At 41.6% G+C, this 25,848-nt stretch carries 24 protein-coding genes; 13 read left to right on the forward strand and 11 right to left on the reverse strand.

The annotated features are described in order from the left end of the window. Window positions 1-426: 426 nt before the first annotated feature. On the forward strand, window positions 427-900 hold the full coding sequence (locus FFF34_014285; protein TSD63736.1) for a DinB family protein: 474 nt from the start codon (window positions 427-429) through the stop codon (window positions 898-900). Window positions 901-912: 12 nt separating this feature from the next. On the opposite strand, the gene FFF34_014290 is transcribed toward FFF34_014285, so the two are convergent. The 4 genes from FFF34_014290 to FFF34_014305 are packed head-to-tail and all read right to left on the reverse strand — an operon-like array spanning window position 913 to window position 7,798. Next, the gene (locus FFF34_014290) at window positions 913-2,472 is read right to left on the reverse strand and encodes a hypothetical protein (GenBank protein TSD63737.1); all 1,560 of its coding nucleotides are present in this window, start codon (window positions 2,470-2,472) and stop codon (window positions 913-915) included. Further along, complete coding sequence (locus FFF34_014295; protein ID TSD63738.1) at window positions 2,472-4,316, reverse strand: glycosyltransferase; 1,845 nt, start codon at window positions 4,314-4,316, stop codon at window positions 2,472-2,474. Before FFF34_014295 ends, FFF34_014290 begins: the two co-directional genes overlap by 1 nt. A 36-nt stretch (window positions 4,317-4,352) precedes the next feature. After that, window positions 4,353-6,440, reverse strand: a complete 2,088-nt coding sequence (locus FFF34_014300; protein ID TSD63739.1) for a cellulose biosynthesis cyclic di-GMP-binding regulatory protein BcsB — start codon at window positions 6,438-6,440, stop codon at window positions 4,353-4,355. A gap of 11 nt (window positions 6,441-6,451) precedes the next feature. After that, complete coding sequence (locus FFF34_014305; protein TSD63740.1) at window positions 6,452-7,798, reverse strand: HAMP domain-containing histidine kinase; 1,347 nt, start codon at window positions 7,796-7,798, stop codon at window positions 6,452-6,454. Between the two features lie 133 nt (window positions 7,799-7,931). Here FFF34_014305 and FFF34_014310 point away from each other — a divergent pair, with 133 nt between their 5' ends. After that, entirely contained in the window at window positions 7,932-9,008 is a 1,077-nt protein-coding gene (locus FFF34_014310) for a glycoside hydrolase family 5 protein (GenBank protein ID TSD63741.1), read from the forward strand. A 36-nt stretch (window positions 9,009-9,044) separates the two neighbouring features. Continuing rightward, entirely contained in the window at window positions 9,045-10,025 is a 981-nt protein-coding gene (locus FFF34_014315; GenBank protein ID TSD63742.1) for an acyl-ACP desaturase, read from the forward strand. Between the two features lie 52 nt (window positions 10,026-10,077). Here the strand turns inward: FFF34_014315 and FFF34_014320 are convergent, their stop codons facing one another. Beyond that, a complete protein-coding gene (locus tag FFF34_014320; GenBank protein TSD63743.1) occupies window positions 10,078-10,404 on the reverse strand; it encodes a hypothetical protein in 327 nt (108 codons plus the stop codon). A 120-nt stretch (window positions 10,405-10,524) separates the two neighbouring features. On the opposite strand from FFF34_014320, the gene FFF34_014325 reads away from it, so the two are divergent. The 7 genes from FFF34_014325 to FFF34_014355 all read left to right on the forward strand — a co-directional run bounded on the left by FFF34_014325 (window position 10,525) and on the right by FFF34_014355 (window position 16,399). Then, window positions 10,525-11,544 (forward strand): aldo/keto reductase, encoded by a 1,020-nt coding sequence (locus FFF34_014325; protein TSD63744.1) that lies wholly within the window; start codon window positions 10,525-10,527, stop codon window positions 11,542-11,544. 126 nt (window positions 11,545-11,670) lie between these two features. Further along, the gene (gene rplM / locus FFF34_014330; GenBank protein TSD63745.1) at window positions 11,671-12,108 is read left to right on the forward strand and encodes a 50S ribosomal protein L13; all 438 of its coding nucleotides are present in this window, start codon (window positions 11,671-11,673) and stop codon (window positions 12,106-12,108) included. A 20-nt stretch (window positions 12,109-12,128) separates the two neighbouring features. After that, window positions 12,129-12,515 (forward strand): 30S ribosomal protein S9, encoded by a 387-nt coding sequence (gene rpsI / locus FFF34_014335; protein TSD63746.1) that lies wholly within the window; start codon window positions 12,129-12,131, stop codon window positions 12,513-12,515. 21 nt (window positions 12,516-12,536) lie between these two features. Beyond that, entirely contained in the window at window positions 12,537-13,397 is an 861-nt protein-coding gene (gene rpsB / locus FFF34_014340; protein TSD63747.1) for a 30S ribosomal protein S2, read from the forward strand. A 94-nt stretch (window positions 13,398-13,491) separates the two neighbouring features. Then, on the forward strand, window positions 13,492-14,343 hold the full coding sequence (locus tag FFF34_014345) for an elongation factor Ts (protein ID TSD63748.1): 852 nt from the start codon (window positions 13,492-13,494) through the stop codon (window positions 14,341-14,343). 179 nt (window positions 14,344-14,522) lie between these two features. Beyond that, a complete protein-coding gene (gene nagA, locus FFF34_014350) occupies window positions 14,523-15,644 on the forward strand; it encodes an N-acetylglucosamine-6-phosphate deacetylase (GenBank protein TSD63749.1) in 1,122 nt (373 codons plus the stop codon). A 50-nt stretch (window positions 15,645-15,694) separates the two neighbouring features. Further along, a complete protein-coding gene (locus FFF34_014355; GenBank protein ID TSD63750.1) occupies window positions 15,695-16,399 on the forward strand; it encodes a UMP kinase in 705 nt (234 codons plus the stop codon). 158 nt (window positions 16,400-16,557) lie between these two features. On the opposite strand, the gene FFF34_014360 is transcribed toward FFF34_014355, so the two are convergent. The 4 genes from FFF34_014360 to FFF34_014375 form a co-directional block, all read right to left on the reverse strand. Continuing rightward, window positions 16,558-18,312, reverse strand: coding sequence for an ABC transporter ATP-binding protein (locus FFF34_014360; GenBank protein TSD63751.1), 1,755 nt, complete (start codon window positions 18,310-18,312; stop codon window positions 16,558-16,560). Between the two features lie 73 nt (window positions 18,313-18,385). After that, window positions 18,386-18,949, reverse strand: a complete 564-nt coding sequence (locus FFF34_014365; protein ID TSD63752.1) for a ribosome recycling factor — start codon at window positions 18,947-18,949, stop codon at window positions 18,386-18,388. Window positions 18,950-19,207: 258 nt separating this feature from the next. Further along, window positions 19,208-19,600: an RNA-binding protein gene (locus FFF34_014370; GenBank protein TSD63753.1), complete on the reverse strand. Its 393-nt coding sequence runs from the start codon at window positions 19,598-19,600 to the stop codon at window positions 19,208-19,210. Window positions 19,601-19,744: 144 nt separating this feature from the next. Further along, window positions 19,745-20,197 (reverse strand): 3-oxoacyl-ACP synthase, encoded by a 453-nt coding sequence (locus FFF34_014375; protein TSD63754.1) that lies wholly within the window; start codon window positions 20,195-20,197, stop codon window positions 19,745-19,747. Window positions 20,198-20,458: 261 nt separating this feature from the next. Between FFF34_014375 and FFF34_014380 the strand changes: the two genes are divergently transcribed. Then, a complete protein-coding gene (locus tag FFF34_014380) occupies window positions 20,459-20,644 on the forward strand; it encodes a hypothetical protein (protein TSD63755.1) in 186 nt (61 codons plus the stop codon). Here FFF34_014380 and FFF34_014385 read toward each other — a convergent pair. Next, entirely contained in the window at window positions 20,641-21,765 is a 1,125-nt protein-coding gene (locus FFF34_014385; GenBank protein TSD63756.1) for a CapA family protein, read from the reverse strand. The two genes, FFF34_014380 and FFF34_014385, sit on opposite strands and share 4 nt — an antisense overlap. Window positions 21,766-21,824: 59 nt before the next feature. Then, window positions 21,825-22,403, reverse strand: a complete 579-nt coding sequence (locus FFF34_014390; protein TSD63757.1) for a glycoside hydrolase — start codon at window positions 22,401-22,403, stop codon at window positions 21,825-21,827. 651 nt (window positions 22,404-23,054) lie between these two features. Between FFF34_014390 and pdhA the strand changes: the two genes are divergently transcribed. Both pdhA and FFF34_014400 read left to right on the forward strand, forming a co-directional pair. Continuing rightward, window positions 23,055-24,050 (forward strand): pyruvate dehydrogenase (acetyl-transferring) E1 component subunit alpha, encoded by a 996-nt coding sequence (gene pdhA / locus FFF34_014395; protein ID TSD63758.1) that lies wholly within the window; start codon window positions 23,055-23,057, stop codon window positions 24,048-24,050. A 42-nt stretch (window positions 24,051-24,092) separates the two neighbouring features. Then, entirely contained in the window at window positions 24,093-25,796 is a 1,704-nt protein-coding gene (locus FFF34_014400) for a pyruvate dehydrogenase (GenBank protein TSD63759.1), read from the forward strand. Window positions 25,797-25,848 lie beyond the last annotated feature (52 nt).

A 25,848-nucleotide genomic window follows, 5' to 3' on the forward strand; every position in this document is an offset into this window, starting at 1 on the left:
TAGGCTTATTTAACCGCAAGCCCGCCAGAGCCGATGGTACTGTCCGTTAGCTAACGGTACCTGTCCGCTCACCAGCGGTACCTGTCCGCTCACCAGCGGATGGGAGAGTAGGTCGGTGCCCAATCTTAATCCGTTTAACAACGGACTAATCAGAAACCCTTCATCTAATCGATGAGGGGTTTTCTGCGTTTATAGGGCTTTTTGTCGATAGTTCATGGCAGCTCATCTGCACATCTGTAATCTATCATTTGCACATCTTAACAGGGTCACCCTGAGCCCGTCGAAGGGCGTGCGTAAAGGCCCTCCCCGCTGTGCTTCGACAAGCTCACCATGACAGCGCGAATGTTAGACTTAGGTAAATTTCAATAACAGGTGCTTATATTGGTTATACTTATTTCCATCTTTAAAAAAATAACGTACAACAATATGAGGGAGCAATTATTTGTAAGCATGGCACTGCAAGGCTGGAACACCCAGATAGCCCGCGCCGAAAAGTTTTTTAATGCCCTAAGCGATGAAGACTTTAATAAGCCTATTGCACCGGGTAAAAACAGAATAGTTTATTTATACGGGCACCTAACCGCTTATCACGATATGCTTAAAGAAACCCTAGGACTGGGCGAGCGTACCTACCCGCATTTATTTGATACATTTTTAAAAAATGCCGATAACGCAGATGCCGAAATGCCATCGATAAGTGAATTAATAGCTTACTGGGCCGATGTACACCAACAGCTAAACGCGTTATTTACAAACCTACCCCCTGCCGATTGGTTTAAAAAACACAACGCCATGACGGAGGAAGACTTTGCGAAAGACCCATCGCGCAACAGGTTGAGCGTACTGCTTAGTCGTACCAACCATGTGGCCTACCATTACGGACAATTGATATTGGCCTAAAGAGATCGCAGATCAATTATTTACCAGGCGGTAAACTATCCACTCATCGGTTTCAAACACCTTGCGGAAACTGAGAGAGGGTATGCTTTGGCGTATAGTAGTAATGTATCTGTCGTTTAACTGTGTATAGCCGGCAACGCTGTTTTTGGTGGTGGCAATTACTACATAGTCGGCGTATTTATCAGGCGTTTCCAGCGCGCTTAAAAAGTTAGACTCATAAGGAAGTATAAGCGGCTTAATATCGTGCGAGAAAGCTACTATCGGGTAGGCAATGGCATCATCAACCAATACGTGGGCGTCGCCCGGCAGGCTGCTGATATAGTTGGCCACATCCATATTGCCTACCTGGCCCTCGTCCTCGGTGCGGTTTACCAGCACATTTATAAAGTTTTGTTCTTCAGCGATGGATGAGGTGTTTAGGTAGTACCAGCCCATATATAATTGTACGGCCACCATTATACTTAGCGTAATTTTTAGCGCCTTTTGGTTTTTAATGGTTTGCGCTTTAAATATGAGGCACAAAAACGACAGAATGATAAACATTACATAGTATTGGTATGCAAGGAAAACCTTATCGTACTTAATATGCAAAAACTCGATAAAAGCAAAGGGGGTTAAAAGGGTTAAAACCTGGTATGTACTTTCGCGGAAAAGGTACACCCCTACCAATATCATAGGGCAAAACATTATTATACGCCCCGATAAGAGTAAAGATAACTCCGGTATCTTATAGTTGGTATTGGTGGTTTGTTCTTCAAAACTTATCTTATCTATCAGCACGTTCCAGGTGGCGTATGGGCTTTCGTTAAAATAGTTTAGGTCCATAGCGTGTGTAAGGTTAAGCAGCTTATAACACAATACGGCCGTTAAAGGCAAGGCAAACAATATAATATATAACGATATGGTTTTGTAAATAAGCTTACGCCGTAACGATGGACTATTAAAGCTTAAAAACAAACGGAAGATGGATTCCTGCTCGCCAAGGTTTAGGCTATGCAGGGTAATAGCCAGTATTAGCGGTAAAAAGAAAAGCGTTAACCATATAAACTTGTAATCGCAAAAAATAAGCGTTACCAAACATATACTGGCAATAGATACGTGGAAGGTGGTGTTTGACCGGTAAAACTTAATTAAATTAAGAAAGAACAGGTAAAAGAAGATAAGGATAATATAGATACTCTTACCCGAACACGCCGAATACAAAAGCCCAGGATGGAAAAGGAAGAGTACCAGCAGCAATATTACGTATACATCGTCTTTTAAACGCTTCATAAGGGCGTTGGCCATCATGTAAAATAATACTGCCGTACCAATGGCCGAGGCTAATACAGGCGCCAGCGTATTGCTAACCAATGTAAAAGGGAATATAGCGTAAAAGGGGATCATGGGGGCTGTAAGGCCCATTACTTTAAGGCGGTTGCCTATACCTTCAAAAACTATTTTAGCTTTTTCGATATAAAATAACGACTCGTGGTTGTAGTACCCCAAATCGTTTAGGTAGATGGCGCATACCAGGTAGTATATGGCCAGTATGCCGGCAAGAAACGCTAAGTAATACGATTTATTCAACATTATTTAACAACGTTTGTTTGATTGTTAACCTTACTTAAGCCATGGTTGGTCTTTTCCCAGTAAAATGGTTTTACTACTAACTGGTACAAGCCTTTGTAGGCCGATATAGAGTGCATTAGCCAGTAAATTGGGTTGGCTATGGCAAATAATATCAGCTCGTAATAACGCCTTTTAAATACGGCCATCATATTTACATATATCATCAGGATGTTGCCCACCATCAGGTTAAATATAGACATAAACAGCACCCAATCCGGAAACAAGGAGCGTATCGTCGACAGATCGAATATAATATAGGCGATAAAAAATGCCAGCAATAAGGGGTACACTAAAAAGGTAATAGGCGTTGCACCAATAAAAAAGTTAAAGCCAATAAAGCCCTTCCAGCCAATTTCCTTCCATAGGGCCACAGGGTCGCGCATGTGTACCAGGTAACTTTGCATGTAGCCTTTTATCCATCGGCTGCGCTGGCGTATCCAGTTAAAGGGTTCGTTGTTGGCCTCTTCGTAGGTGGTGGAGTTGATAATGGCTATTTTATGCCCTTTCGCATAAGCGCGAACACCTAAGTCAGCATCTTCCGTTACGTTAAAGGGATCCCACGCGCCAAGGTCAACCAGTTCGGCCAGTTTAAAGTGATTGCTGGTACCCCCCAGTGGTATAGGGATATCAAGTGTATCTAAACCCGGCAGCATATAATCAAACCAGTACGAGTATTCCAGCGTAAACATACGTGTCAAAAAGTTCTCGTTCCTGTTAAAGTAGTTTAAAGCGCTTTGCACGCAAATGTATTCTTCGGGCAATTTACTAAACAGGGTAACTACCTTTTTAAGCTGATCCGTATCGGGTATATCTTCGGCATCGTATATAGTAAGGTATTTGCCGCGGGCAAAGTGCAGGCCATAGTTACAGGCTTTTGGCTTTGTTTTAGGCATGTGAAATGGCACCACGATCACCTCAAATATGGCCGGGAAATCAAGGTTTTTTACTGCATTTAGGGTTTTGTCGTCCTCTTCTTCTATGAGTAGTTTAATGTCTAATTTTTCGCGGGGGTAATCAATAGACTGTAAGTTCCATATCAGTTTTTTTATCAGCTTATCCTCTTTATAAACGGGCAGTAATATGGTGTATATAGGCAGGTCGTCATCTACAACATGCTTTAGGTCGTCTTTGGTAACGGCCTGGTGCAGCTCAAAGCGCGAACCTACAAGCGCCAAAAACAACTTAAAGATAATGGCTATTAAAAAGAACGAGCTAATAATTACATTAATAATGATAGAGGTATTTTTAAAGCTGAGTATAAGCCCAATGCTTACCAATGCAATTAAAACGAATATAAATATCAGCTGCGGGGTGGTAAAGGTAACAATGGCCGATCTGTCCGGGTCGCGTTTTAACAGTTCAAATACGGCCGATTTTACATAAGGGTTACCCAGTAATACATTACTCATCCAGGTAATGTCCAAGTCTGATGCGATGATTATTTCTGGTTCGCGGTCGTAGGTAAACCGTATAAAATCAACAAACAGCTCATCGTCGGGGTTGGCCATTAGGGTTACTACCTTACCGTCCTCTATACGCAATGGCAAAGCCAGGTGGTCATGCGAAAACTTAAGGTCTATCTTTGCCAATACCTCCGGGTCAGACGCCTGATCGCGCGGGGCTATAATTTCATAGCCCGCATTGGTTAACGATCGTTCGTAGTTTTTACGCGATATATACCCCGATGTAAGCGCTACCTTAATGAAAGATATACCGGTTACTGCCGAATGCCTGTCAATTTCTTCGCGGTCGGCACTGGTGATAAAACCATCATTAATCAACAACTCAGGGATCGGCATCTTCATGAAAATAGTTTAGTTAAATGTAATGCACCGTGTGCCTTAATCATTAAACAACTCCTGTGATTTTTGAACCCTTGAACGTATATAAAGGAATGATAGTAATATTAATACCAGTATACCTAATAATATGTACAGGTTATAGCTATCCCAAAAACGGGTAAGCGAGCTTTTCGTATCAATATACTCCAGGTTATCGCTTGATTTATTGATGTTGAACAAGTATTTGTTGGAGTTAATATCAGATACGCAGACGTTACTTGACAGGGTAGACAACTGCTCGGTAATAGATTTTGATGCTGTTAAAAATGCTTCGGCAAGGTGTTTCCCCGTCGCCGTAAGCACCAGTGTGGCATTATTGCTTCGCCCATAAAATATTTGGGCTAAACCGTTGGATGTGGTATCGCCGAGGGAATAGACGACCGTATTATTATCGGTATTATATAGCCTGAAATTACGGTTGAATTTAATTGGCGCATCCGGAAACTCGTTTAACAATTGATCGTCTTTTGTTAACAAAGCTATCAGGTTGTTCTTTTTAAGATCTGATGGTTGCACCTCCGACGAGTACATAAACTCGGGGAAATTGTTAGCGTTAATGTTATTGTTTAACTCGTATATAATTTCGCCCATAGCACCGGCGGCATATTTAGCATACGGCTTTGATACCACAATACGGGTTGTACCACTATTAAATGCTTCAGGGTATTGGTAGAAGCTCAAATCGCTGGTGATGAACGGGTTTTTAGATTCCAGGTACGATTTATCAGCATCAATTTCGGCAAAGAAGTTGGTGAAGCTGTTAGAGCAGTTACCTCCTCTTGGATAAAACCTGAATTCGGCCTCCAGCGTATTGTACTTATGGTGCTGGTACCTGTTAATAGTAACCGATGTGTTTAATTTGCCCGAGGCGTCAAGTTTCTCGCTGCTTATCAGCAAGCCGTTCAAGTAAATGTTAAAGAAACCACGGTCGCCGGATAATAAGCTGCTGTAAATAGCAATAAAGCGTATCTCCACCTCTTTAGGGGTAAAGCTAAAATCGCTGTTTTTAAAGTTGAATGAGCTTTTTAACGCGCCTATACCGGTCATGAATGCGCTGCTGCCGCCAATTTGTTTTAACGATAGTTTTGAGCGGTTCTCATCAATGGTTTTAAAGAAGGTGTTTTGCGCCTTATTAACTAACAGGTAATCGCCAAAGGTAGAGTTAAGCACATTCATGTTACCTAAGGCAGTAATAGTTTTTTCGTAACCGGCATCGTCGCCGCCCGATACAAATAATATTTCGGTAGGGGTTGGGTCGGTAGTAACGGTTTTAACCGGCACAAAAGTACCGTTCATATCTACTATACGTGTAATGGTATCGGTAACTACACTTACAGATTTATGCAGGTAAAATATACCCTGGTTGTTTTGCGGTGTAACCTTTAATAAGGCGCGTTTATCAGCTGTAAGCGAACCCAGTTTACCCACCATAATATAATTACGCACGCTATCGGGCAAGTGGTTGTATTCAAATACATCAATTTTTTTAGATTGCGTTTTTTTCAATCTTGAGTAAGCCCATGCAACGGCCTTTAGATCGTGCAGATTGGGGTTTGCAGGATAAACAATAGCTGTTTTAGAATCGAAGCAGTTGCTAATGTTTATGCCTTTAAAAAAGTCTTTAGTGCTTTTGGTTAACGATAAGTACGAGTAGTTTTTAACCTTTATCCACATGGCCGGGTTATCCAGATCCTTACACTGGTCGTCGGTAATGGTTAAAGCTGTACGTATGGTTATCTTTAAAAAGTTATCGGATGATACATCGGCCCTTGAAATGTTGATAGCAACTTTTTGTATCGAGTCTTTACCAAGGCGGCCGCTATAAACCGGCCTGGCGCCTATCATCAAATTAAAGAAAGATTTTTCCTTTATAAGCGCTTGCGAGGCTTCAAAATAAATAACAACCTTGCTGTTATCGGCATTATACTGCGGCGTAATACGAAAGTAAAATAAGGTAGACCCGCTCATGCCTACAACAGGCTCATCATCGGGATGGCCCAACGCTTTAAATGACAGTATTGACTGTACTTGCGCTATCGAAACGGTAGTTAAAAATATAAAGGCTAATAAGGTAAAAAATCTCTTCATCAGATTATAGCTTAGTTTATTACGTAAAATTCAACTCTAAAATAGTTACCATTGTCGTCGCTGCGGTACAACAGTTCGCCACCCAGTTCGCGGGTCATTAATTTGGCGATAGAAAGGCCCAACCCTAAACGGCTTTCGATAGTGCCCGAAGCATCGTTTAAGGTTTTTAATTTATTAAACATCATATCCAGTTCTTCCTGGCCAATAGCAACACCTTCGTCTACAATTTCAAATACAAATTTTTGGCGTTGTAAACTGGTAATAACTTTAATGTTGTTGTTGGTTTGCGAAAACTTGATAGCATTTGATAGCAGGTTTTGAAAAACCTGGCCTGCAAACACCCTATCCAGCTTAACATTAAGCGGTAACTTAAGTATGTTATCAACTAAGCTTATGTTTTTCATTTGAGCGGTCTCTACCAGGCCCTTAAACACATGCATAACCTCGGCATTAATATCAAATATCTCCATGTTAAACTTCATCTCCGGCGATTCGATCTCTTTTACGTCCATCAATTTGTTTAGCATGTACTGCATCTTCTCGGCCGATTCTGAAATATAGTTCGTAAACTCTTTTTGGTCGGCGCTTAGGCGGTAATCTTCCTCCTTAACCATGTTATTGCTCATTACTATTGAGCCTATCAGGTTTTTCAGATCGTGGCCGGCAATGTTTATAAAGCTGTTCTTTTGGTCGTCCAGCTTGCGTAACTGCTCATATTGCCTGTCTATAATATTGTTTTTCTCGTTAATGTCGCGGTTTTGTTCTTTTAACTGCTCATTAGATTTTTCGATCAATATTTGCGAACGCACATCGCGGCCAATAACCTTGTAACGCGCGTTTGGTATTAAGCACGATATAAAAGCGATGATGAAGAAAAACTGACCGCCATTACTTATCACTAAGTCCAGGGTGCTTTCATTTAACGCGTTATAAAAAATAGCCAGCAGCAAAATGGCCAGCAAGGTTTGTATGATAGAGTTTATGGGCTCCCAAAAAACCTGCAGGTTAAAAAACAGCAATACAGCAGCGTATATTAAATAGTATATGTTTTGCTGCTGCAGGTTAACGATATTACATAATATAGCTGACGTTATAGAAAGCAGAAAGAAGCAGATGTGGAGCAGTGTGCGGTAGTTATACTTACGTGTTTGAAAAAGATTGTATAAACCCAATATAACCAGCACGGTAATAATGCGTACAATTAAAAATTGCAACCATATACTTTCGGCATAAATAAAATCTACGATGCTAAATATGGGGTATAAAAAAATAATAGTCCAAATGATATTATTAGTTTGGTACCATGCTTTTTTTTGTATTTCTTTTTGGTATTCCTCTTTTGAAATTTGAACAAACATTATTTGTTTCCTTAAATTATAAATAAGATCAGTTCCTTCAGTTAACCTGTTTAAGATAGTGAAAAAAATAGTTTATAAAAATACTTTCTCTGGGGTTATCAAAAACACCTGTTGCATAACACTATTATTATTTATGCAGTGTTTTATTGCAAAAAGCAATCCAACGCCACCTGATGCCCGTTCTGTTGTGTTTAACCGTGCAAAGAGCCTTGATAATGGTATAAGCATATCCTGGCTTGAACAAACATGGAATAAAGACATTTTAGGTATAAATCTCATTAAAAGCAATGATTTTGAGTTGTTAAAACAGCTTCATATTAAAAGTATAAGGCTCCCGGTAGCATTTTCTTACTTTGAGGGAGACCCGGTTTCGGTTGAGAAACTATTTACTCATATTGATGATGTTTTGAGACAATGCCATGTATACGGAATTAAGCTCATAATAGATTACCATTACGGCAAATTAAATGATAACAATTACTTAACTGAAACCCCGAAGATAATAGCCTTTTGGCTAACCTTAACCAAAAGGTATATTAAGGAGAGCCCGGATAATTTGTTTTTTGAGTTATATAACGAGCCGCCCCACATGAACCCCACAGTGTGGAAAGATGCAGCATACAATATTGTAAACGCCATTCGCAAACTGGATAAAAAAAGAACGCTGATTGTTGGGGCATCAAATTTTAACAGCATTTACGAATTAAGCCGTATGGAAAGATTGGCGGACGAAAACATTATTTACACCTTTCACTTTTACGAGCCTTTCTTTTTTACCCACCAGGGTGCCGATTGGGTGGGCGACCAGGTGGCTACTACGGGTGTGCCATTCCCTTACAATGCGCAGGCCTATCCGCCTATAAGCCCTAAAGCTAAAGGCACCTGGGGCGAAACCAATTATTACCAATACAAAACAGATGGTAACGAGCGCTCTGTTAGGGATAAATTACAGATCGTAAAAAACTGGTCGGCTAAGTATTATGTGCCCATATTGTGCGGCGAATACGGTGTATATAACAAATATGCCGATGCCGATAGCCGTTGCAGGTATATTAAGGCAGTTAGGCAAAGTTTAAAGAGTTTGGATATACCCGGTATAATGTGGGATTATAACACCAATTTTTCTATATTTAACGGCCAGCCATCAATTAATAACCTAAGCGATTGCATGAAAGATGCGATTGATTACAAGGCCGCAAAACAATTTTAGATATAAATGATTAACTTTGTATACTTATAAGTTTATATGAAATTTTTTGAAGAAAAGCGTAAGGAGGTAATGGGTCATATTGAGAAATTCATGCTCGAAAAGATGAATGAATATCTTAAGCCTATTGATACCATTTGGCAGCCATCGGATTTTTTACCGGATGCTTCAAGAGATACATTTTTTAGTGAAATTAAAGAGATGCAGGAGAGCGCGGCAGGTTTATCATACGACCTGGTAGCCGTGCTCGTAGGCGATACCATTACCGAAGAGGCTTTACCCACTTACGAGTCGTGGTTAACTATGGTTGAAGGCGTATCGCGCAGCGAAGAAGGTGGCTGGATGAAATGGACACGCCATTGGACCGCCGAAGAAAACCGCCACGGCGATCTGCTGAATAAATACTTATACCTATCCGGCCGTGTTAACATGCGCATGATGGAGGTATCGACCCAGTATCTAATTGCTGATGGCTTTGACATTGGTACCGGCCACGACCCATACCGCAACTTTATCTATACATCATTCCAGGAACTGGCTACCAATGTATCGCACCGCAGGGTGGCATCGCAGGCTAAAAAAGATGGCGATACACTGCTATCTAAAATGTGCGGCGTTATAGCCGGCGACGAGGCGCGCCACGCCAAAGCATACAAATACTTTATCGAAAAGATATTTGAGGTAGACCCCAATGAGGCTATGCTGGCTTTTGAAGATATGATGCGCAAAAAAATTGTAATGCCGGCGCATTTTTTACGCGAAATTGGTTTAAAAATAGGCCAAACATTCGGCCACTTTACTGATGCTGCTCAACGCCTGGGTATTTATACCGCTATTGACTATGTTGATATATTAAAGGAGTTGATAGAAGATTGGCATATCGAGAAAATTACCGACCTGGAAGAGAGTGGCGAAAAGGCCCGTGATTATATCATGAACCTGCCAAACCGCCTTTTACGCGTTGCCGAACGCATGCAAAACCCCGGCCTCGAGTACAAATTTAGCTGGATAAACGGGTAATAATTCCCTTACAGATATAGAAAGTCCTGGTGAGAGCCGGGACTTTTTTGTTTTATCCTTCCTGCACTAAGTCGGTGCCCAACCCTTCGCTTAGGTCATCAAACAAACTGTTTAAGATAGATTCAACGGTTATCGAATTTACATCATCCACATAATGCTCGTTACGGGTTATCCATAGCTCATCGTCTTGCACAGCTATGGTAAACAAGGCGCCATCATACAACTCGGGCTGGCTTATTTCAATACCTGCTGGAGTATTGGTAATAGTAAAGCTGATATCGCTTTGCTTTTGTTGGTGAAAAATAGGATTAAGCCTTTCTTGCAGGTGATTAAAAAGCTGGTCAATATTAACCGGCTTGTGCAGCGTGATGATCTTCATAATATCTGTATTTAATATATTTACAATTGGCTAAGGGCTATTGTTTACAAAGCATTTTTATTTGAGCCATTAAAACAGCAGCTTTGCTTAAAGCGTTTCATCATATATAAACTAATTGCAATGAAATATAAATTATTAGGCCGGTCGGGGTTAAAGGTATCAGAACTTTGCCTGGGTACCATGGGTTTTGGCACAGAAGGTGGCTGGGGCGCCGATGCTGCCACCAGCTTTGAAATAATAGACGAGTATGCCAACGCGGGCGGAAACTTCCTGGATACGGCTAATATATACAAACTGGGCACCAGCGAAAAAATAATAGGCGATTATATGGCCAACCACGATAGGGATTATTTTGTGCTGGCTACCAAGTATACGCTAAAGGATAACACCACCAACCCCAACGCAAGCGGCAACAACCGCAAAAATATGATGCGTAGCGTTGAAGAAAGTCTTAAACGCCTGAAAACCGATTTTATTGATGTGTTGTACCTGCACATTTGGGATGATATTACCCCGATAGACGAGGTAATGCGCGGGCTTGACGACTTGATCAAACAAGGCAAGGTTACTTACGCTGCCATTAGCGATACCCCGGCATGGGTTGTAGCCAAAGGCAACACCCTTGCCGAACTAATGGGCTGGAGCCAGTTTATTGCCTTGCAGGTTGAATATAGCCTGCTTGCGCGCACCCCAGAGCGAGATTTGATACCTATGGCTAAACACTTTGGTATGACAGTTACGCCATGGGCGCCGTTGGCCGGCGGCGCGCTTACCGGCAAATACCTTAAAGGCGACAAAGGCCGCATAAAGCCTGATAGCAAACGCCTTGATGAGCGTGCCGAAAAAATAACCCGGGTGATAATGGATATAGCACAAGAGTTGGGCGTATCTGAAAGCCATGTGGCGCTGCAATGGACCATGAGCAAAGGCTTTAGCTGTATACCCATAGTTGGCGCTACTAAGGTAGACCAGTTAAAAGACAACCTAAAAACAGTTGATACTACCCTAAGTGCCACGCAAATTGCCAAACTGGATGAAGTAAGCAAGTTTGAGTTAGGTTTCCCCGGCGATTTCTTTAACGAGGATGCCGTAAAAATGAATTCGTTCGGCGGCTTTTATGATAGGGTGGAGAAAAGGTGATTTCCATACCTCTTTCGCACCGTAATAAAAAGCAAATACCATTTGTAAATTAAACAATTAAGCCTATCTTTGCAGTCCCGTAAATACGGGGTAAAGTATACGTTTAATAAATTTAATTAAAAGCAAGTGAATACGTTAAGTTACAAAACTGTCTCAGCCAACAAGAAAACCGTTAGTAAAGAATGGGTTGTTGTTGATGCAAACAATGAGATTTTGGGGCGCTTGTGTACTAAGATCGCGATGATGATCAGAGGTAAACACAAGCCAGGGTTCACCCCACACGTAGACTGCGGCGATAATGTAATAGTTATTAATGCAGACAAGGTAAAACTGACAGGAAATAAATTCAGCGAAAAGCAGTATGTTTCTTATACCGGTTATCCGGGTGGTCAGCGTTTCATTTCTCCAAAAGAGTTAATGGCAAAGCATCCAGAGCGTGTGATTGAAAAAGCAGTACGTGGTATGTTACCTAAAAATCGTTTAGGTCGTGCTATTTACGGTAACCTGCATGTATATGCAGGAGCAGAGCACCCTCACGCAGCTCAAAATCCAACAACCATTTAATTTAAAAGGAGAAAAAGAAAATGCCAACAACTAACACTTCAGGCAGAAGAAAAACAGCAGTTGCCCGCATCTATTTGAGCGAAGGCAATGGCGCTATTATCGTTAACGGTAAAGATTACAAAGAATACTTCCCTACCCTACCTTTACAATACATCGTTATGCAGTCTACCGAAGTTTCGGGTTCTGCAGGTAAATTCGATGTTAAAGTAAACGTTGCCGGTGGTGGCGTAAAAGGACAGGCAGAGGCCGTTCGTTTAGCAATTGCTAAAGCTATTGTTGAACTGGATCCGGAGAAAAAACCGGCTTTGCGCGCTAAAGGTTTAATGACACGCGATGGCCGTATGGTTGAGCGTAAGAAACCAGGTCGCAAGAAAGCACGTAAGAGATTCCAATTCAGTAAACGTTAAAATTTTAGGAGGACAACAACAATGGCAAGAACAACATATCAGGATTTACTGGATGCAGGTGTACACTTTGGTCACCTTACCCGCAAATGGGATCCAAAAATGTCTCAGTACATTTTTATGGAGCGCAACGGTATCCACATTATCGATTTAAATAAAACCTTATCAAAGGTTGAAGAAGCTGCTGCAGCTATAAAACAAATTGTAAAATCAGGTCGTAAAGTATTATTCGTAGCAACAAAGAAACAAGCGAAAGATATCGTAGCTGAATATGCAAAAGGCGTAAACATGCCTTATATCACCGAGCGTTGGTTGGGTGGTATGTTAACCAACTTTGCTACCGTGCGTAAGTCTATCAAAAAGATGTCTAACATCGATAAATTGACTAAAGACGGTACTTACAGCAACCTTTCTAAAAAAGAAAGATTGATGATACAGCGCGAGCGTATCAAATTAGAGACCTTGTTAGGTGGTATTGCGGATCTTAACCGTTTACCCGCTGCATTGTTTTTAATAGACGTTAAGAAAGAGCACATCGCGGTATCTGAAGCTTTAAAGCTTAACATACCAACATTTGCAATGGTTGATACCAACTCTGATCCGTCGAACATCGATTTCCCTATCCCGGCGAATGACGATGCTACCAAATCAATTTCATTGATTACGGGTATCATCATCAAAGCTATCGAAGAAGGCTTAGATGAGCGCAAACGCGAGAAAGAAGACGAAACTGAAAAAGAAGCAGCAGCTGCTAAAGCAAAAGCTGATGCTCCTGAATTGGCAGAACGTACTGCACCAGAAGGTGGCAAAAGAAAAAGGACCGCAGAAGTAACAGCCGAAGCTGCTGAGACCGAAGCCCCTGCTGCTGATTCAACAGAAGAATAATATTTAGGCTATAAGGGTTGTAGAGGTTGTAAGTGTAAACTTTTATAACCTTTACAGCCCTTATAACTTTTACAACATTTAAAAAACAAACAAAATGTCTACAGTACAAATATCTGCATCTGATGTAAACAAACTGCGCCAGCAAACCGGTGCAGGCATGATGGATTGCAAAAAAGCTTTAACCGAAACTAACGGCGATTTTGAAGCTGCTATTGATTTTTTAAGAAAAAAAGGCGCTAAAGTTGCTGCAAGCCGCCAGGATCGCGAATCTAACGAAGGTGTTGTTATAGCACGTACTTCAGAAGATTTTAAACGTGGTGTGGTTATAGAACTAAACTGCGAAACTGATTTCGTAGCTAAAAATGCTGAGTTTGTTGCTTTTGGTAACGAAATTGCAAACGCTGCCGTTCAAGGCAAACCGGCTACTATCGAAGACCTTTACAACCTTGAAATTGACGTTGAAAATGTACGTGTTAAAATTGGTGATGCTATCATTGATAAAACAGGTAAAATAGGCGAAAAGATAGGTGTATCTAAATACGAAGTTATTGAAGGCGAAAAAGTTGTTGCTTACATACATGGTAACTACCGTTTAGGTGTGCTAGTTGGTTTAAGCAAAAGCGTTGCCGGTGCCGATGAGGCAGGTAAAGACGTAGCAATGCAAATTGCTGCCATGAACCCGGTTGCTATTGATAAAGATGGCGTTGATGCCACCGTTATTGAGCGTGAACTGGAGATTGCTAAAGAGCAAATACGTGCAGAAGGTAAACCGGAAGAAATGGTTGAAAAAATTGCTGCCGGTAAACTGAACAAATTCTACAAAGATTCTACTTTATTAAACCAGGAGTTTGTAAAAGACTCATCTAAAAACGTTAGTCAGTTTTTAGACTCGGTTGATAAAGGCCTAACTGTTACCGCATTTAAGCGGGTAGCTTTAGGAGCTTAATTATATTATCCCTCCCGATTAAATCGGGAGGGATTTTTTTTGTTCTGTCATTCCTTTATCCGCGCGTTATTGCGAGGAACGAAGCAATCTCAGAACTGAGCTAAACGATTTGCTTAACCGATTGTCCTTTGTATAAATTGCTTCGTTCCTCGCAATGACGCAATTGTTATAAATTAAGTATGATAACAGCACTTCATCATCTTCAACTTATCTCTAACGGCACCATCGCCGAAGGCAAAGCCATTTTATTGGAAGGCAGCCAAATAAAAGCTATTATTAATGATAACGCTATCCCTGCCGATGCGAGGAAAGTAGACCTTAATGGTGCTTACCTGGCACCGGGGCTTATAGATCTGCAGATATATGGCAGCGGAGGTAAACTATTTGCCGGCAAGCCCGAAGTATCAGCGCTAAAGAAAATGGAAGACGACCTGCTTGACCAGGGCACAACCGGTTTTTTTGCTACCATAGGCACTAATTCCAATGATATTGTTGAAGCAGGCATTGCGGCGGCAAAAGCGTATCGTGCTACTGCCCGGGGCAATTTTTGGGGAGTGCATTTGGAAGGCCCGTATTTAAACCCGGCCAAAAAAGGTGCCCATCCAGAAAAGTTCATTAAAAAAGCTACCCTTGCCGAAGTAAAAGGTTGGGTAGAGGAAGCGGATGGTGTAATTACCATGATAACCATAGCGCCCGAGTTGCAGGACCAGGAGGTGATAGATTACCTGCATACACAGGGCATCATTATATCATCGGGCCATAGCAATGCTACTTATGCGCAGGGAAAAGCATTTTTAAATAAACCAATACCGGCAGTTACACACCTGTTTAACGCCATGCCGCAAATGCACCATCGCGAGCCTGGTTACATACCTGCTATATTCGAAGAAAAACCCTACACCAGTATTGTTGCTGACGGCAACCATGTTGATTTTGCGATGATACGCCTGGCCAAACGCGAATTGGGTGACAAGCTTTTCCTGATAACAGATGCGGTAACTGCTGCAACCGAAGGTACATATCAGCACCGCTTGCAGGGCGATAAATATGTAATGCCTGATGGTACGCTGTCCGGGTCGAGCCTGACGATGCTTAAAGCTGTACAAAACTGTGTAGAGCATGTGGGTATAGGATTGGCAGAAGCGGTTAATATGGCATCATTGTACCCGGCCGAGTTGGCCTCGAAGACCCAAAAAGGTAAAATAGAGGCCGGTTTTGATGCCGACCTTATTGTATTTAACAGCAAATTTGAAGTGCAGGAAACTATATTGCAGGGCCAACTATTAACAAAGGCATTATAAAATTTTTACAATACCAATTATTATCTATTTTTGATAAATCTTCCTTTTGAATGAAATATAATAGAATCCTCCTAAAGCTTAGCGGCGAGTCGCTTATGGGCGAACGCCAGTACGGCATCGATAACAACCAGGTTTTACAATACGCACGCGATATAAAGGCTGTAAAAGATAAAGGAATAGAGATAGCCATTGTTGTAGGTGGAGGAAATATTTTTAGAGGATTAAGCGCTGAGAAAAGCGGGATGGAACGCGCCCAGGCCGATTATATGGGCATGTTGGCCACAGTAATTAACTGTATGGCCCTGCAAAACGCTTTAGAGAGCATTGGTGTAGAAACTCGTTTGCAATCGGCCATAAAGATGGAGCAGATATGCGAGCCATATATCCGCCGCCGTGCAATGCACCATTTAGAGGATGGTAAAATAGTAATATTTGGCGCCGGTACCGGTAACCCATACTTCACTACCGATACAGCAGCATCTTTACGTGCTATAGAGATAAAGGCCGATGTAGTATTAAAAGGTACACGTGTAGATGGTATTTATACAGCCGACCCGGAGAAAGACCCAAGTGCTACTCGTTATGATGAAATTAGCTTCCAGGAAGTGTATGATAAGGGCCTTAACGTAATGGACATGACAGCCATTACGCTTTGCCAGGAAAACTCGTTACCTATTATTGTATTTGATATGAACAAGCCCGGCAACTTTATGAAGATAGCCGAGGGCGAGGCCATTGGTACTTTGGTGAAATAAAAAAACATATAAACGAAAAGGCCCCATATGTATGGGGCCTTTTCGTTTATATGTTGTCATGCTGAACTTGTTTCAGCACCTCTCAAGCTAATTATTCAACATGCAAATTCGCTCGTCCGCGAGATGCCGAAATAAATTCGGCATTACGATGGGGACACTTACGCATCCACTGTATGCTTTTCGCCAATTTGCTGGCGCCACATAGCATAGTACAGGCCTTTTTGATCAATAAGATCGTGGTGCTTGCCCGACTCGATAATGTTACCTTTTTCCAGAACATAAATGCAATCGGCATGCATAATGGTTGATAGGCGGTGTGCTATCAGTATGGTAATATGGTCGTTCAATACAGATACATCCCGTATGGTATCGGTTATTTCTTCTTCTGTGATGGAATCTAATGAAGAAGTGGCCTCGTCAAACACTAAAATATCCGGCTTGCGTAGCAAAGCACGTGCAATAGATAAGCGTTGCTTTTCGCCACCCGATACTTTTACACCACCTTCGCCAATTACTGTGCTCAGGCCTTTATCCGCCCGTGCAAGTAAAGTTTGGCAAGCGGCACGCTGTAATACATTCATACAATCCTCGTCTGTAGCGTCCGGGCGAACGAACAGCAAATTCTCGCGGATGGTACCCGAAAACAACTGTGTATCCTGGGTTACGAAGCCTATTTTTTCGCGCAGTTCGTCAAGGTCAATTTCTTTACTTACGGTGTTGTTGTACAAAATATCACCCTGTAATGGCTGATACAAACCTACCAGCAGTTTAACCAAAGTGGTTTTACCCGAGCCGGATGGCCCAACAAACGCGATGGTTTCGCCGGTGTTAGTGATAAAACAAATGTTGTTTAATGCGTTGCGGTTAGCGGTTAGGTGCTTAAAGGTAACGTTGCTAAATTCAAGTGCGCGTACTTTTTCTAACAACACAGGTTTATCGGGCTTGGCATCAATCGGGATATTTAATATATTGTTAAAGTTATTTAACGATACCTGGGCCTCGCGCCAGCTTAATATAACATTACCTAACTCCTGCAGGGGGTTAAACAAAAAGAAAGAGTAAAACAAAAAGCTAAAATACTGCCCCGGCGATATGCTGCCTTTAAATATCAACATCAATAAAACAACCACCATAGCGCTACGCACAAAATTTACAGTAGTGCCTTGTACAAAGCTCATGCTGCGTACATATTTTACCTTTTTCAGTTCAAGGTCCAATATTTTATAGGTGGTGTTATTAAGGCGTTTTATTTCCTGCTTAGCCAGGCCAAGGCTTTTTATCAGTTCAATATTTCTTAAACTTTCGGTAGTTGAGCCGGCCAATGCGGTAGTTTCTGATACAATGCTTTTTTGTATGCGCTTTATTTTACGGCTCATGGCCATACTTACAAATGTAATAACCGGTATAGCGGCAAAGTATACCAGTGTAACCTGGTAGCTTACACTAGCCGAATAAACAATTACGAACACCATGCCTATCAAGCTTACAAATAGTATACTGATAAATGAGGTGATAAACTTTTCGCAATCTAACCGTACCTTTTGTAATATGCCGAGTGTTTCGCCGCTGCGCTGGTCTTCAAATACCTGGTAGGGTAGCTCAAGCGAGTGCTTAAGGCCATCGGCATACATTTCGGCACCCACCTTTTGGGTAATAATGTTTGTAAAATAATCCTGGAAGTTTTTTGCTATGCGCGATACCATGGCAACGCCAATAGCCATACCAACCAGTTTTAATACACCATACATGTATTCGTCGTGGCTAAGCACTTTGTATTTTTCGATAAAGTTATCTACTATACGACCGGTAATATACGGATCGAGCAGGGAGAAGCCAATGTTAGTGGCGGCCAAGAACAAAGCGAGTACAACCACCCAACGATGTTTGGAAAGATATGATAATAGTATATTCATGTGAGTGCGGCAAAAATAAAAAAAGGGAATGGCTAATAAGCTCATTCCCTTTAATTTGACAATCAGGTTAATTTTAAACTGTCATAATATCTTTTTCTTTAGCATCTGATAGCTGGTCGACTTTAATGATGTAACCGTCGGTTAACTTTTGCACCTCGGCTTCGCCAACTTTTATCTCATCTTCAGATACGCCTTCAGTTTTTAATTTTTTTATCTTCTCGTTAGCATCTTTACGGATGTTGCGGATAGCTATTTTACCTGTTTCGGCTTCAGCTTTAGCTTTTTTGGCCAATTCGCGTCGACGTTCTTCGGTTAAAGGCGGTACGTTAATGCGGATGATAACACCATCGTTTTGCGGGTTAACACCCAGGTTAGCTTCTTTAATAGCTTTTTCAATGGCGGTTAACAATGTTTTTTCCCATGGCTGTACAACAATAGTGCGTGCATCAGGGGTATTTACACTGCCCACCTGGCTTAAAGGTGTTGGCGAGCCATAGTAATCAACCATTACATCATCCAGCATAGATGGGCTGGCCTTACCTGCACGTATTTTGTTTAACTCGTTATCGGCATGGGCAATTGCTTTATCCATTAAAGCTTTTGCATCACTTACTTGTTTCTTAATGAGTTCGCTCATTGGTTATAATTTTTCACAAAAATAATAAAAAGTATCAAAGCCCGAATTTTTGTTACCTAAACGTAAGCACAACCATTTAATTGTAGCTATGTTTTAACTTATTAGCTTTTGCAGGAATAGAGCAATGGGGATATGAAAAGGGAAGTGATTCGCAATAATTGCAAATAAAAAAGCACGCTAACCTTTTTCCGAGAGCGTGTTTATCATAAAAATATAAAGCAAAACACCGTGTTTAACGGTGCTTTGCTTTATTCAAGACTACCAACGGCTACCGCCGCCGCCGCCTCTGCTATCTTTTGAGTAGCCGCCACCGCCGCCACCTCTGCTGTCTCTTGAGTAGCCACCGCCACCGCCACCGCGGTTGCCGCCACCGTAACCACCACCGCCACCGCTTCTGCGCTCGCCTGGTTTTTTGTCCTCAGCCTGGCTAACTGCAATTGAGCGACCAGCAACTTCAGATCCGTTTAAACCCGAAATTGCTTTTTGAGCTGCTTCATCGTCAGACATTTCAACAAATCCGAAACCTTTGCTTCTGCCGGACTCTCTGTCAATAATAATTTTAACGGTGGTTACTTCACCGTAAGCTTCAAAAAGCTCTTGTAAATCTGCTTCCTGTAATGAGTACGGAAGGCTTCCTACGAATATGTTCATCAAAAAATTAGTTTAGTAATGCTCAGGTTGTTGCCTGTCATTTTTTTGTTTACACCAAATATAGAATAGATATTAATGATTTGTACAATATTTCAACAACAATCTACTTTATTTTTTTAAAGTTTATCAATTTGCAGGCCGTTTTTACAAAATATCAAGTATTTGGTAGGTTTTTCCGTTCAATACAAACTCATCGCCTGATAATGTGCCGGTTAGTTTTATACCTATTGGCGATGCAGACGAAACCGCGAAATAGTTTTGCCCGTTAAGCACTAAGCTGCCGGCACTTATGGCTATATAAAAGTTGCCATTGTTGGTAATTACTACACTGCCGGTGTCGGCTTTTTTTGAATTGTTTTTAGTGCTTATTTGGTTTAGGGCTACCATTAGCTTGTTGGCTTCGTTAAGCTGGGCCAGGTTGCGGTTAGTTTCTTGCTGCGCCATTTCACGCCCGGTTTCGTATTTGTCGCCTGCGCTACTTTTGGTATCATCATTTGCCGATTGCTGTGCACCCGCAATGGCTTGTTCGGCGGCGTGCATACGGTTTTGTACATAACTTACGCATAGTGCATGCAACTCTTCTTTTATGTTATTCATTAAAATATACAGGAATGAAAAAGCGAATATGCTTAAAAGGAGGCACAATTTGCCATTAAAATAAAAGCCCCCGGCACTTGCTGCCAGGGGACTTTCAACCTAAACCTTATCACAATGTAAGTGTTTTGCACCTACACTGATATAAACGAAGTTGAAATTGATTTGGATATGTTAAACAGTTAAAAGTGACATATATATGATAATTGAAACAAAGCCCCCACATGTTGGTTAATGTGTAAACTCAATAACTAATTATATATCATGAACTTAAAACGTACTTTCGGAACCGTACTTACCGTATTAGGAATTGTTGGCTTGATTTACACAGGTGTGCAAATCATTCAGCATGCCGGCCAGACCACTACATTGGTTGTAGTGGGCGTAATTTCAATAATATTTTTCTCTACCGGCATTAGCCTGGTACGTAACACTAAAGACGAAGCTTAATTACCTCTTAAAGGTGTAATAACACCCAAACTTGAAATGCTTAAACCGGGAGCAGTAAAATCGCTGTCGGTTAGCATTTTTATACGTAAAGCAGCGCGGTTGAGTGTATCGCGTAAGGTCCCTTTATCGTGCGTTTGTCTGTATGATATGATCTGCCCGTTTAAAAACTCCCCTTTTTTGTTCAGGGTTATCTTTAATAAAGGGGCAAGGCCGCAAATGCCTAATACGCTTACACCGCTATGTGTGCAAAAGTTGCCAAGGCTATAGGCTATAAGCCTTTTGTTATAAATTTCCATTCCACGCACAACATGTGGGCCATGTCCAAAAATAAAATCGGCACCGGCATCAACGGCAGCATGGGTAAATAACCTTACATTACCACGATACTCGCCATTATAACTTTCATCGCCGGGTGGCACATGCTCAAAAGTAACCCCCTCTGCCCCACCATGAAAAGAAACAACAACAATATCACATTTAGATTTTAGATCACTGATGAGATTTTTAGCCCCTTTTATATCAACCAGCGATGCCGTTTGGCTATTTGGCGAAAAGGCGCAAAAGCCATAGCGGATACCTTTTATAGTAAATATAGCCGCAGGGTGGGTTTTTAAGCCCGCATAACTAATACCCAGGCTATCTAATATTTTAGCGGTGGATTTGCGCCCCGCCGCTGCAAAATCGTTAGTATGGTTATTACCCAAGCTTAAGGCATCAAAGCCGGCATCTTTAAATAATGCGCCATAAGCGGTGGGGATCCTAAACAAGTAAGTTTTATTTTTTGACCGCAGTTTGTAATCAATTGCGGCACCGGTATCTAATAAAACACCCTCAAGGTTGCCAAAGGCAACATCGGCATTACGTAAATAATTTAAAGCATGCTTAAAGCTATTGCGACCGCTATCGGGCGGCAATGTGTTTTTGTTTGGGTACGATGTGCCCGGCATCAGGTCGCCAACGGCTACTATGCTAAGGGTGTCACCAGCAGGGGTACTAACTTTAGTTTGAGGGGTATCCGTTTTTGACCTTCGTTGCTGCTTAATAACCACTTGCTGCTTTGGCGCGCTGTTGCATGCGGCAAGCAAAAGGTAAATACAAAGCAGGGGTAGGGCAAATTTCATCGGGCAAAAAAAATCCTCCCATGAGCATGGAAGGATCTTAAAATTAATTTAGGTTTATATTAATTAGTAGGTTCTTCTGTTGTTGATGAAGATGCCGAAAGCTCATTTTTAAATGACTCCAGCATGCGGCCTCCTTTGTAAAAGTAGCGGCTGTAGTAAGCATCATCAAGGCTGCTGATAGCAACACCACGCGATGATGCATGCGCAAACCTGTTGTTGCCTAAATAAATACCCACATGCGATATGCTACGGCTGTGTATTTTAAAGAAAACTAAGTCGCCTTCTTTCAAATCATCTTTACTAACCGGGTTTACCATGCTAAATATATCGCGTGAACTGCGACGGATAGACATGTTAAAAACATCGCTGTATAATTGTTTGGTAAAAGCAGAGCAATCAATACCTTTTTTTGAGCTTCCGCCAAAACGGTAAGGGGTGCCAATCCAATCGTAAACAAAGTGAAAAAGTTTCATGTTTGAGGTTGCCGACATTGCAACGCCCATAATTTGAGAAAGGTAATCTTTCGCCAGACTTTCCTGATCGTCAGATTCAGGTGCCGGAGTTGGAACAGTTTTTGTTTGAGCTTGTGCAGCTAAAACGCTGAAAAATAGTGCAATAGCAAAAGTAATTTTCTTCATTTAATACCTTTAGTTGTTGAGTTAGATCAACAAATGTTTATTAAAATGGACAGTGTGTCTATTGTTAGCTACAAAACTATAGATTATTTCTAAACCACCAAATTAAAGATGAAATTATTTTCATTAACATTTTGGTTAAATTTTTTAACCGCTGTTAATAAAACTATCGTTTAAAACGGAATGACCGCTAAAAAATTTCTATAAAGGGAATATATTTTCTATTGACGATTTTATCGCTTAGTGTCCAATTTTAAAATGAAGTGTGAGGCAATATGGTGCTGTAACAAATTCAAATTCTCTTCATCTTTAATAATTGGCAACCAAACAACCTGGTAATTCCTAAAAAGGAGTAGTAATTTGGCCGCGTTTCCGTCCAATTATACTACTTATTAATTGGCATTATAAAATTGTTGCATTTTGTATGTTTATTAATGCGAAAAGAATATTGCGCCCTGTGTTTTAACACCCTTATATAAAGGGTGTAATTGAGCTGGTGTCAAAATGTTATTCTGCTATAAGGTACTTATGCATTTGTGGGTTAAGTAAACAAAAAATTGCTGTAAATAAATCTTTCCAACAAATTCGTTGCAGTTTCGGTTATTTGCAGGATATAATTAGATTTGCACTTTCTCAACGATTTTGTTTTTATAAATGAGTTCAATCGAAATAACTAAAGACACCTACCTGATGTGGTATGAGTCTATGCTTTTAATGCGGAAGTTTGAAGAAAAAACTGGCCAGTTATACGGTCAGCAAAAGATCCGTGGATTTTGCCACTTATATATTGGGCAGGAAGCTGTTTTAGCCGGAGCCATGTCTGTAATAAGGCATGAGGACAGCTTAATAACCGCTTACCGCGACCACGCCCACGCATTGGCAAAGGGTACAAGCCCTAAAGCAGTAATGGCCGAAATGTATGGTAAAGCTACAGGTTGCTCAAAAGGCAAAGGCGGATCTATGCACATGTTTGATAAAGAGAACCACTTTTATGGCGGCCACGGAATTGTAGGCGGCCAGGTGCCTATGGGCGCGGGTATAGCCTTTGCCGAACAGTATAAAGGTACTGATAACGTAAACATTGCCTACATGGGCGATGGTGCAGTACGCCAGGGAGCCCTTACCGAAACTTTTAACATGGCTGCGTTATGGAAATTACCTGTAATTTTTGTTTGCGAAAACAATGGTTACGCCATGGGTACTTCGGTAGCGCGTACAACTATACAGCCCGACATTTACAAATTAGGCTTGCCTTATGGCATCCCTTCATCGCCGGTAGATGGTATGGACCCGGTAGCGGTACACAACGCTATGGATGAAGCCGTATCCCGCGCACGCCGCGGCGAAGGTCCAACCTTTTTAGAGATGCGTACCTACCGTTACAAAGGCCATTCGATGAGCGACCCGCAAAAGTACCGCACCAAAGAGGAGCTGGAAAGCTACAAATCAAAAGACCCTATTGAAGTAGTAAAACTAACTATACAAAAAGAAGGTTATGCTGACGACAAATGGTTTGAAGAAATTGATGCTAAAATAAAAGCACAGGTAGAAGAAGCAGTACAGTTTGCTGAAGAATCGCCATGGCCGGAAGCATCTGAATTATATACTGACGTATATGTTCAGGAGGATTATCCGTATATCCGCGACTAATACACTATATTTAAATATTAAAAACTATTCATCAAACAGTATATGGCTGAAGTAGTTAAAATGCCCAAAATGAGCGATACCATGACCGAAGGGGTATTGGCAAAATGGCATAAAAAAGTTGGCGACAAGGTAAAATCGGGCGATGTATTGGCCGAGATTGAAACTGATAAAGCCACTATGGATTTTGAATCGTACCAGGACGGTACCTTACTATACGTAGGTGTAGAAGAAGGTAGCGCCGTACCTGTTGATGCTGTTATAGCTGTTTTGGGTAAAGAGGGTGAAGATTACAAATCTGTTTTAGACGGTGCCGCTGCAGCTCCTGCAAAAACCGAAGAAAAGCCGGCAGCTGAAGAAGCTAAGCCTGCAGTTGCTGAAGATAAAAAACCCGCTGCTGCACCTGCTGCAAAACCTAAAGTTGATCTATCGAGCATACCGGCTGCGGTTATACGCATGCCGTTGTTAAGCGATACCATGACCGAGGGTACTATTGAAAAATGGTACTTTAAAGTTGGTGATAAAGTTAAAGCCGATGATGCTTTAGCCGATGTAGCAACCGATAAAGCTACTATGGAAGTAGTAGGCTACGAAGAAGGCACCCTGTTATACATTGGTGTTAAAGAAGGCGAAGCTGCACAAGTAAATGGTATTATTGCCATTGTAGGTAAAGAAGGTACCGATATAACCCCGTTATTGCAAGATAATGGAGGTGATGAGGAAGTAGCAGCAGAGAGTGGCAGTGGCAGTACTCAAACTGTAGCGCCTGACTCGACTGCAACATCCAACTCGACTGTTACTGCAACTGCTACATCTTCAACAGAAGACGATAGCCGTGTTAAGGCATCACCTTTGGCACGTAAGATTGCTAAAGACAAAGGCATAAACCTTAATGATGTAAAAGGATCTGCCGAAGGCGGCCGAATTATTAAAAAGGATGTTGAAGGGTTTACACCTTCGGCTAAGCCTGCTGACGCACCTGCAGCTCCTGCTCAGGAACAAGCAGCAAGCGCCGCTGCTGCCATACCTGCAAAAGTACCTGTTGTATTGCCAACCTTTACAGGCGAAGAGAAATTTACCGAGCGCAATGTTACGCAAATGCGTAAAGCCATCAGCCGCCGTTTATCCGAAAGCTTATTTACCGCACCGCACTTCTATGTGACCATGTCTATAGATATGGACCAGGCGATTGCTGCACGTGGTAAAATGAATGAGGTAGCACCGGTTAAGATATCATTTAACGATTTTGTGGTTAAAGCTGTAGCAGTTGCCCTAAAAATGCACCCTGCCATTAACTCATCTTTCCTGGGCGATAAGATACGCACCAACGAGCATGTACATATTGGTGTAGCTGTAGCAGTTGACGAAGGTTTGCTGGTACCTGTTATTAAATTTGCCGATGGAAAATCGTTAAGCCATATCTCGCAAGAGGTTAAGGAGTTTGCCGGTAAAGCAAAATCAAAAAAATTACAACCCGCCGAAATGGAAGGCTCAACCTTTACCATATCTAACTTAGGTATGTTTGGTGTAGATGAATTTACCGCAATTATTAACACACCAAATGCCTGTATATTGGCAGTAAGCGGTATACAAGCCGTGCCGGTTGTTAAAAATGGAGCCGTAGTGCCGGGCAACGTAATGAAGGTTACCCTAAGCTGCGACCACCGCGTGGTTGATGGCGCAATGGGTGCAGCATTTTTGCAAACACTAAAATCGTTACTGGAAGAGCCGGTAAGATTACTGATATAAAATTCCGATCTCGGATATCAAATCAAATAGCGATGAGTATAAACTCATCGCT

Origin of the sequence: Inquilinus sp. KBS0705 (genome assembly GCA_005938025.2) — a bacterium.
Taxonomy (GTDB): domain Bacteria; phylum Bacteroidota; class Bacteroidia; order Sphingobacteriales; family Sphingobacteriaceae; genus Mucilaginibacter.

Excerpts from the sequence above, each read along its gene's own strand:
- FFF34_014285 (TSD63736.1), top strand. The coding sequence starts at position 427 with ATGAGGGAGCAATTATTTGTAAGCATGGCACTGCAAGGCTGGAACACC.
- FFF34_014290 (TSD63737.1), bottom strand. The coding sequence starts at position 2,472 with ATGTTGAATAAATCGTATTACTTAGCGTTTCTTGCCGGCATACTGGCC.
- FFF34_014295 (TSD63738.1), bottom strand. The coding sequence starts at position 4,316 with ATGAAGATGCCGATCCCTGAGTTGTTGATTAATGATGGTTTTATCACC.
- FFF34_014300 (TSD63739.1), bottom strand. The coding sequence starts at position 6,440 with ATGAAGAGATTTTTTACCTTATTAGCCTTTATATTTTTAACTACCGTT.
- FFF34_014305 (TSD63740.1), bottom strand. The coding sequence starts at position 7,798 with ATGTTTGTTCAAATTTCAAAAGAGGAATACCAAAAAGAAATACAAAAA.
- FFF34_014310 (TSD63741.1), top strand. The coding sequence starts at position 7,932 with ATGCAGTGTTTTATTGCAAAAAGCAATCCAACGCCACCTGATGCCCGT.
- FFF34_014315 (TSD63742.1), top strand. The coding sequence starts at position 9,045 with ATGAAATTTTTTGAAGAAAAGCGTAAGGAGGTAATGGGTCATATTGAG.
- FFF34_014320 (TSD63743.1), bottom strand. The coding sequence starts at position 10,404 with ATGAAGATCATCACGCTGCACAAGCCGGTTAATATTGACCAGCTTTTT.
- FFF34_014325 (TSD63744.1), top strand. The coding sequence starts at position 10,525 with ATGAAATATAAATTATTAGGCCGGTCGGGGTTAAAGGTATCAGAACTT.
- rpsI (TSD63746.1), top strand. The coding sequence starts at position 12,129 with ATGCCAACAACTAACACTTCAGGCAGAAGAAAAACAGCAGTTGCCCGC.
- rpsB (TSD63747.1), top strand. The coding sequence starts at position 12,537 with ATGGCAAGAACAACATATCAGGATTTACTGGATGCAGGTGTACACTTT.
- FFF34_014345 (TSD63748.1), top strand. The coding sequence starts at position 13,492 with ATGTCTACAGTACAAATATCTGCATCTGATGTAAACAAACTGCGCCAG.
- nagA (TSD63749.1), top strand. The coding sequence starts at position 14,523 with ATGATAACAGCACTTCATCATCTTCAACTTATCTCTAACGGCACCATC.
- FFF34_014355 (TSD63750.1), top strand. The coding sequence starts at position 15,695 with ATGAAATATAATAGAATCCTCCTAAAGCTTAGCGGCGAGTCGCTTATG.
- FFF34_014360 (TSD63751.1), bottom strand. The coding sequence starts at position 18,312 with ATGAATATACTATTATCATATCTTTCCAAACATCGTTGGGTGGTTGTA.
- FFF34_014365 (TSD63752.1), bottom strand. The coding sequence starts at position 18,949 with ATGAGCGAACTCATTAAGAAACAAGTAAGTGATGCAAAAGCTTTAATG.
- FFF34_014370 (TSD63753.1), bottom strand. The coding sequence starts at position 19,600 with ATGAACATATTCGTAGGAAGCCTTCCGTACTCATTACAGGAAGCAGAT.
- FFF34_014375 (TSD63754.1), bottom strand. The coding sequence starts at position 20,197 with ATGAATAACATAAAAGAAGAGTTGCATGCACTATGCGTAAGTTATGTA.
- FFF34_014380 (TSD63755.1), top strand. The coding sequence starts at position 20,459 with ATGAACTTAAAACGTACTTTCGGAACCGTACTTACCGTATTAGGAATT.
- FFF34_014385 (TSD63756.1), bottom strand. The coding sequence starts at position 21,765 with ATGAAATTTGCCCTACCCCTGCTTTGTATTTACCTTTTGCTTGCCGCA.
- FFF34_014390 (TSD63757.1), bottom strand. The coding sequence starts at position 22,403 with ATGAAGAAAATTACTTTTGCTATTGCACTATTTTTCAGCGTTTTAGCT.
- pdhA (TSD63758.1), top strand. The coding sequence starts at position 23,055 with ATGAGTTCAATCGAAATAACTAAAGACACCTACCTGATGTGGTATGAG.
- FFF34_014400 (TSD63759.1), top strand. The coding sequence starts at position 24,093 with ATGGCTGAAGTAGTTAAAATGCCCAAAATGAGCGATACCATGACCGAA.